This window comes from Kitasatospora sp. SolWspMP-SS2h (genome assembly GCF_003259315.1).
GTDB lineage: Bacteria > Actinomycetota > Actinomycetes > Streptomycetales > Streptomycetaceae > Kitasatospora > Kitasatospora fiedleri.
In genome coordinates this window covers 374,598-381,961 of sequence record NZ_QLLT01000004.1, presented here as the reverse complement: position 1 = coordinate 381,961, position 7,364 = coordinate 374,598, and the positions used below count along the sequence as shown (strand labels likewise).

2 protein-coding genes are annotated in these 7,364 nt (G+C 75.0%); both read right to left on the bottom strand.

Annotated elements, in window-relative coordinates:
- Window positions 1-5,854 (bottom strand): type I polyketide synthase (locus K353_RS07575; RefSeq protein ID WP_233533432.1); only part of this gene is annotated, 5,854 nt, incomplete at its 3' end.
- A 23-nt stretch (window positions 5,855-5,877) separates the two neighbouring features.
- Complete coding sequence (locus K353_RS07570; RefSeq protein WP_111552765.1) at window positions 5,878-7,362, bottom strand: beta-ketoacyl synthase N-terminal-like domain-containing protein; 1,485 nt, start codon at window positions 7,360-7,362, stop codon at window positions 5,878-5,880.
- Between the last annotated feature and the right edge of the window lie 2 nt (window positions 7,363-7,364).

Sequence of the window (7,364 nt, the reverse complement as noted above, 5' to 3'; positions counted from 1 at the left end):
CACTCACCTCGGGGTGCGCGGCGGTGAACTCGCCCAGTCGGCGCGCCTGTTCCCGCAGCGCCGCGTCCGACTTCGCCGACAGCACCCACGGCACCACGCCGCCCGCCGTCTCTGCCGCAGCCCCGACCGGCTCCTCGGCCACCGCCTCGATCACCACGTGCGCGTTGGTGCCGCTGATACCGAACGCCGAGACGCCCGCGCGACGCGGACGGCCGCTGTCGGGCCAGGGCCGGGGCTCGGTGAGCAGCCGGATGTTTCCGGACGCCCAGTCGACGTGCGAGGTCGGCGCGTCGACGTGGAGGGTTCGCGGCAGTTGCCCGTGCCGCATCGCCATCACCATCTTGATCACACCGGCCGCACCCGCCGCCGCCTGGGTGTGACCGATGTTCGACTTCACCGACCCCAACCACAGCGGCTCGTCCCGCCCCCGGCCGTACGTCGCCAGCAGCGCCTGCGCCTCGATCGGGTCACCCAGCGTCGTCCCCGTGCCGTGGGCCTCCACCACGTCCACGTCCGCCGGGGACAGTCCGGCGTTCGCCAGCGCCTGGAGGATCACCCGCTCCTGCGACGGGCCGTTCGGCGCGCCGAGGCCGTTGGAGGTGCCGTCCTGGTTGACCGCCGAGCCCCGCACCACCGCCAGCACCCGGTGACCGTTGCGGCGGGCGTCCGACAACCGCTCCAGCAGCACCAACCCCGAACCCTCGCCCCACGCCGTGCCGTCCGCCGCCTCGGCGAACGCCTTCACCCGGCCGTCGGCGGCCAGGCCGCGCTGGCGCGAGAACTCGGTGAACCCCAGCGGGGTCGCCATCACGGTCACCCCGCCGGCCAGCGCCAGCGAGCACTCGCCCGAGCGGAGCGCCTGCGCCGCCAGGTGGATCGCCACCAGCGAGGACGAGCACGCCGTGTCCAGCGAGACCGCCGCGCCCTCCAGCCCCAGCAGGTAGGCGATCCGGCCGGAGGTCACGCTGGTCGCGGCACCCGTACCGAGGTAGCCCTCGGCGTCGGCGGGTGCCCGGTCGCCGTAGCCGGAGGACCAGATGCCGGTGAACACGCCGGTGTGGCTGCCGCGCAGCGAGGTCGGATCGATCCCGGCGTGCTCGAACGTCTCCCACGCCGTCTCCAGCAGCACCCGCTGCTGCGGGTCCATCGCCAACGCCTCACGCGGCGAGATCCCGAAGAACCCGGCGTCGAAGCCCGCCGCGTCCGCGAGGAAACCGCCCGACCGCGTGTACGACGTCCCCGGATGATCCGCGTCCGGGTGGAACAACCCCTCGACGTCCCAGCCGCGATCCGACGGGAACCCCCCGATCGCGTCCACCCCGCCCGCGACCAGCTCCCACAACTCCTCCGGCGACCCCACCCCGCCCGGCAGCCGGCACCCCATCCCCACGATCACCACCGGATCGGCCCCACCACCCGCCGACGCCCCCGACGCCACCGACGCCACCGGCTCAACACCCTTGGGCGCACCGAGGATTCGGCTCAGCAGGTGCTCGGCGAGTTGCTGCGGGGTGGGGTGGTCGAAGGTGACGGTGGCGGGCAGGCGCAGGCCGGTGGCGCTGTTGAGCCGGTTGCGCAGTTCGACGGAGGTGAGGGAGTCGAAGCCGAGGTCCTTGAACGGCTGCCCGTCCCGTACGGCTCCCGGTTCGCGGTGACCGAGCACGGCGGCGGTGTGGGCGGTGACCAGGTCGAGTGCGGCGCGCAGCCGTTCGGCCTCCGGCAGTGACCGCAGGCGGTCGGCGATCGCGCCGCGCCGGGCCGGGCGCCGGGCCGCCGTGCGGGAGACGAGGCCCTTGAGGGCCGCCGGGGCCGCAGGGGCACTCGCCACCACGGACAGGTCGAGGCGGACCGGTACCAGCGCGGCCCGGTCCATGGCCAGGGCCGCGTCGAAGAGCGACAGGGCGTGGTCGGTGGCCAGTGGCACGACCCCGGCCCGCAGCAGCCGGTCCTGGTCGGCACCGGTCAGCTGCCCGGTCATGCCGCTCGGCTCGGCCCAGTAGCCCCAGGCGAGCGAGGTCGCCGGCAGGCCCTGGGCGCGCCGGTGCACGGCGAGGGCGTCGAGGAAGGTGTTGGCGGCGGCGTAGTTGGCCTGGCCGGGGCTGCCGAGTGTGCCGGCAGCGGAGGAGAAGAGGACGAACGCCGCCAGGTCCCGCTCGCGGGTGAGTTCGTGCAGGTGCCAGGCGGCCCGGGCCTTGGGTTCCCAGACCGCCGCCAGCCGTTCGGGCGTCAGGGACTCGACCACGCCGTCGTCGAGCACCCCGGCCGCGTGGACGACTGCCGTCAGCGGGTGCGCGGCCGGGATCGCGTCCAGCACCGCCGCCAGCGCGTCCCGGTCCGCCACGTCGCACGCGGCCACCGTCACCTGCGCGCCCAGCCCCGCCAGTTCCGCGCACAGCGCCGCCCCGCCACCACGGCGGCTCACCAGCACCAGGTGCCGCACACCCCGCTCGGCCACCAGGTGCCGGGCCACCAGGCCGCCCAGCGTTCCCGTGCCACCGGTGACCAGCACCGTCCCGGCCGGGTCGAGATCCGCGGGAACGGTCAGGACGATCTTCCCCACGTGCGCGGCCCGGCTCATGAACCGGAACACGTCGACCGCGTCCCGGACTTGGCCTACGTCCAGCGGCAGCGGCGCGAACCCGCCGTCCGCGAAGGCCCGCAGGACGGCGTCCAGGAGCCGGCCGAGCCGGTCCGGTCCCGCGTCGGCGATGTCGAACGCCCGGTAGACGATGCCGGGGTGGTCGGCCGCGTCGCGGATGTCGGTCTTGCCCATCTCCACGAACCGCCCGCCGGGCGCGAGCAGCCGCAGGGAGGCGTCCAGGAACTCGCCGGACAGCGAGTTCAGCACCACGTCCACCGGGGGGAACGTCCGCTCGAACTCCAGGGTCCGCGACGAGGCGATGTGCTCCTCGTCCAGCCCGAGGCCGCGCAGCACGTGCCACTTGCCCGGGCTCGCCGTGGCGAACACCTCGGCCCCGAGCCGCCGGGCCAGTTGGATCGCCGCCATGCCGACGCCGCCCGTACCGGCGTGGATCAGCACCCGGTCACCAGCCTTCAGCCCGCCCAGGTCGCACAGGCCGTACCAGGCGGTCAGGAACACCACGGGCACCGACGCGGCCCGGGCGAACGTCCAGTCGTCGGGCATCCGCACCAGCAGCCGCTGGTCGGCCACGGTGACCGGGCCGAAGGCGCCGGGGACCAGGCCCATGACGCGGTCGCCGGGCCGGAACGGGCTGTCCGGGCCGGTTTCGAGGACGACGCCCGCGCCCTCGCCGCCCATCAGGGCCGCGCCGGGGTAGACGCCGAGGGCGATCAGCACGTCCCGGAAGTTCAAGCCGGCCGCCCGCACGGCGATCCGGACCTGGCCGGGCCGCAGCGGCTCCAGGAGCTCCGGGCGGGACACCAGCGCCAGGTCGTCGATGCTGCCGGTGCCCGTGTCCTCCAGCCGCCACGCCCCGGGCGGCGGGGTCAGGGCCGCGCCGACCCGGACCAGGCGGGGGACGCGCAGCGCCCCTTGACGCACCGCCAGTTCCGGCTCGTCCGTGCCGGCGATCAGCGCGGGGTCCCAGCCCGGGTCGGCGTCGACCAGCACGAACCGGCCGGGGTGCTCGGCGGCGGCGCTGCGGACCAGGCCCCGGACCATCGAGTGGTGGAGGCCGACCACGTCACCGGGCGCGGCGGCGACGGCGTTGCGGGTGACGACCGCCAGCCGCGTCCGCTCGCCCGCCAGGTGGTCCCGGATCACGGCGAGCACGCTCCGCGCGCTCTCGTACGCCGCCTCGACGGGGTCCGTCCCGGGTGCCGCCTCGGGCACCTCGTGGACGACCAGGTCCGCGAGGTCGGCGAGGTCCGAGAGGTCAGCGGCGGTCGGGGCCGGTTCGACGGGGACCCAGTCGAGCGCGTACAGGCTGTCCGGCACGGCGGCGGCGTCGCGGACGGTCAGCGACGTGATGACGGCGACCGGGGTGCCGTCCGGCTCGGCCACGGCCACGGTGTACGTGTCCGGCCCGGTGGCGGACAGGCGCACCCGCAGCGGCCCACGGCCGGCGGGCCGGATCGCCACTCCGGTGAACGCGAACGGCAGGCCGGCGCGGTCGGTGAGGAACGCCATGGGGTGCAGGGCGGCGTCGAGCAGCGCGGGGTGCAGGGCGAACGGCTCCTCGGCGGGCAGTTCCACCTCGGCGTAGACGGTGTCGCCGACCCGCCGGGCCGACGTGACGCCCTGGAACGCCGGCCCGTACGCGTAGCCGAGCGCGGCGAGCGAGTCGTAGAGCCCGTCGACGTCGAGCGGCTCACCGGCCGACGGCCAGTCCCAGGCGCTCAGCACCGGTTCCTCGCCCAGGGTGCCGGTGGCGTGCCGCACCCACGCGTCGCCGTCGCGCGAGTACACCGTGAGCGGGTGGCGGCCGTCCTCCTCCGGTCCCACGACGACCTGGAGGTGCACCGGGGCGTCGTCGAGGACGAGCGGCGCTTCGAGCACCAGCTCCTCGACCGCCCGGCCGAGCCGGCCGGCCGCGTGGGCGGCCAGCTCCGCGAACGCGGTGCCGGGCAGGAGGACGGCGCCCCGCACGGCGTGGTCGGCCAGCCACGGGTGGGTGGTGAGCGAGATCCGCCCGCTGAGCACCGCGCCGTCGCGCAGCTCCACGAACGTGCCGAGCAGCGGGTGGTCACCCGACGCCGCCGGGACGGGCCGCAGCCAGTACGGCTCGCGCTGGAAGGCGTACGTCGGCAGGCTGACGGGCCCGGTGGTGTCCGGGAACCGCCAGTCGACCGGGACCCCGTGGACGTGCAGGCGGCCGAGCGCGGCGAGGAAGTCGCCCTGGTCGCGCCGGAGCGTGCCGGTCACCAGGAGGTCGGAGCCGTGCCGGTGGCCGGTCTCCTCGACGGCGGCGACCAGGACGGGGTGGGGGCTGACCTCGACGAAGACGGTGTGGCCGTGGTCGAGCAGCAGCCGGGTGGCGAGGTCGAAGCGGACGGGTTCGCGGAGGTTGCGGTACCAGTAGGCGGCGTCGAGGGCGGCGGTGTCGACCGGCTCGCCGGTGACGGTGGAGTGGAAGGGGACGGGTGCCTGGTGGGGTGTGATGTCGGCCAGCTCGGTGAGGAGTTGCTCGCGGACGGCCTCGACCTGCGCGGAGTGCGCGGCGTAGTCGACGGGCAGGCGGCGGGCGCGGACGCCGTCGGCCTCGCAGGCCGTCAGCAGGTCGTCCAGCGCGTCCAGGTCACCCGACACGACCACGCTGTCCGCCGAGTTGACCACCGCCACCGTCAACCGACCGCCCCAGCGGGCCACCAACTCGACGGCCTGCTCGTGCCCGAGACCTATCGACACCATGCCGCCCTGCCCGGCCAGCGCGACCAGCGCCCTGCTGCGCAACGCCACCACCTTCGCCGCGTCCTCCAACGACAGCGCGCCCGCCACGTACGCCGCCGCGATCTCGCCCTGCGAATGCCCCACCACCGCATCCGGTTCCACACCGTGCGACCGCCACAGTTCGGCCAGCGCCACCATCACCGCGAACAGCGCGGGCTGCACCACATCCACCCGATCCAACGAACCGCCCCCGACCAGCACCTCCACCAACGACCAGTCCGTGAACGGCTCCAGAGCAGCCGCACACGCGTCGATCGCCGCCCGGAACACCGGCTCCGAGCCGTACAACTCCGCCCCCATCCCCACCCACTGCGCACCCTGCCCCGGGAACACGAACACCGACCGACCCAGCGGACGGACGACCCCGGTCAGCAGACCCGGTGCCGTGCCGCCCTCGGCCAAGGCGTCCAGCGCCTCCGCGCCGCGCACCACCGCCCGGTGCTCGAAGCGCGACCGTCCCGCCAGCGCCCGGCCCACCGCCACCGCGCCGACTCCCGGCTGCTCGGTCAGGAAAGCGCGTTGGGATGGTGTCGGCGCGCCTGTTCCCGCAGCGCCGCGTCCGACTTCGCCGACAGCACCCACGGCACCACGCCGCCCGCAGTCCCCGCCGAAGCCCCGACCGGCTCCTCGGCCACCGCCTCGATCACCACGTGCGCGTTGGTGCCGCTGATGCCGAACGCCGAGACGCCCGCACGGCGGGGCCGCCCGGTCTCCGGCCACGGCCGGGCCTCGGTCAGTAGGGCGACCCGGCCCGCCGACCAGTCGACGTGCGGGGTGGGCGCGTCCACGTGCAGGGTCGGCGGCAGCTGCCCGTGCCGCATCGCCATCACCATCTTGATCACACCCGCGACGCCCGCCGCCGCCTGCGTGTGACCGATGTTCGACTTCACCGACCCCAACCACAGCGGCTCGGAACGGTCCTGCCCGTACGTCGCCAGCAACGCCTGCGCCTCGATCGGATCACCGAGGGTCGTCCCGGTGCCGTGCGCCTCCACCACGTCCACCTCGGACCCCGACAACCCGGCACTGGCCAGCGCCTGCCGGATGACGCGTTCCTGCGACGGACCGTTCGGCGCCGCGAGCCCGTTCGACGCGCCGTCCTGGTTCACCGCCGAACCCCGCACCACCGCCAGCACCCGGTGACCGTTGCGCCGCGCATCGGAGAGGCGTTCCAGCAGCAGCAGGCCGGCACCCTCGCCCCAGGACGTGCCGTCCGCCGCCTCGGCGAACGCCTTCACCCGGCCGTCGACGGCGAGCCCCCGCTGCCGGGAGAACTCGACGAACCCCGACGGCGTCGCCATCACCGTCACCCCACCGGCCAGCGCCAGCGAGCACTCACCCGCCCGCAGCGCCTGGGCGGCCAGGTGGATCGCGACCAGCGACGACGAGCACGCCGTGTCCACCGACACCGCCGCGCCCTCCAGCCCCAGCAGGTACGAGACCCGCCCGGACGTGGCGCTGGTGGCGATGCCGGTGGCGAGGAAGCCTTCGAGGTCCGGCGGCGGCTGGTGGCCGTAGCCGGACGACCACAGGCCGGTGAAGACGGCCGTGCGGCTGCCGCCGAGTGCGGTCGGGTCGATCCCGGCGTGCTCAAACGTCTCCCACGCCGTCTCCAGCAGCACCCGCTGCTGCGGGTCCATCGCCAACGCCTCGCGCGGCGAGATGCCGAAGAACCCGGCGTCGAACCCGGCGCCGTCGGCGAGGAAGCCGCCCGACCGGGTGTAGGTCGTGCCCGGACGGTCCGGGTCGGGGTCGTGGACGACGTCCCAGCCGCGGTCCGGCGGGAACTCGGTGATCGCGTCGACACCGTCCGAGACCAGCCGCCACAGGCCGTCCGGGGACTCCACTCCGCCCGGGTAGCGGCAGCCCATGCCGATGATCGCGATCGGCTCGCGCGCGGCCTCCTCCAGGTCGGCGAGGCGCCTGCCGAGCACCCCCAGGTCGGCCGTGGCGCGCTTGAGGTAGGTGCGGAGCTTCTCTTCGTCAGACATCG

Coding starts and splice junctions, on each gene's coding strand:
- K353_RS07570 (WP_111552765.1), bottom strand. CDS start 7,362: ATGTCTGACGAAGAGAAGCTCCGCACCTACCTCAAGCGCGCCACGGCC.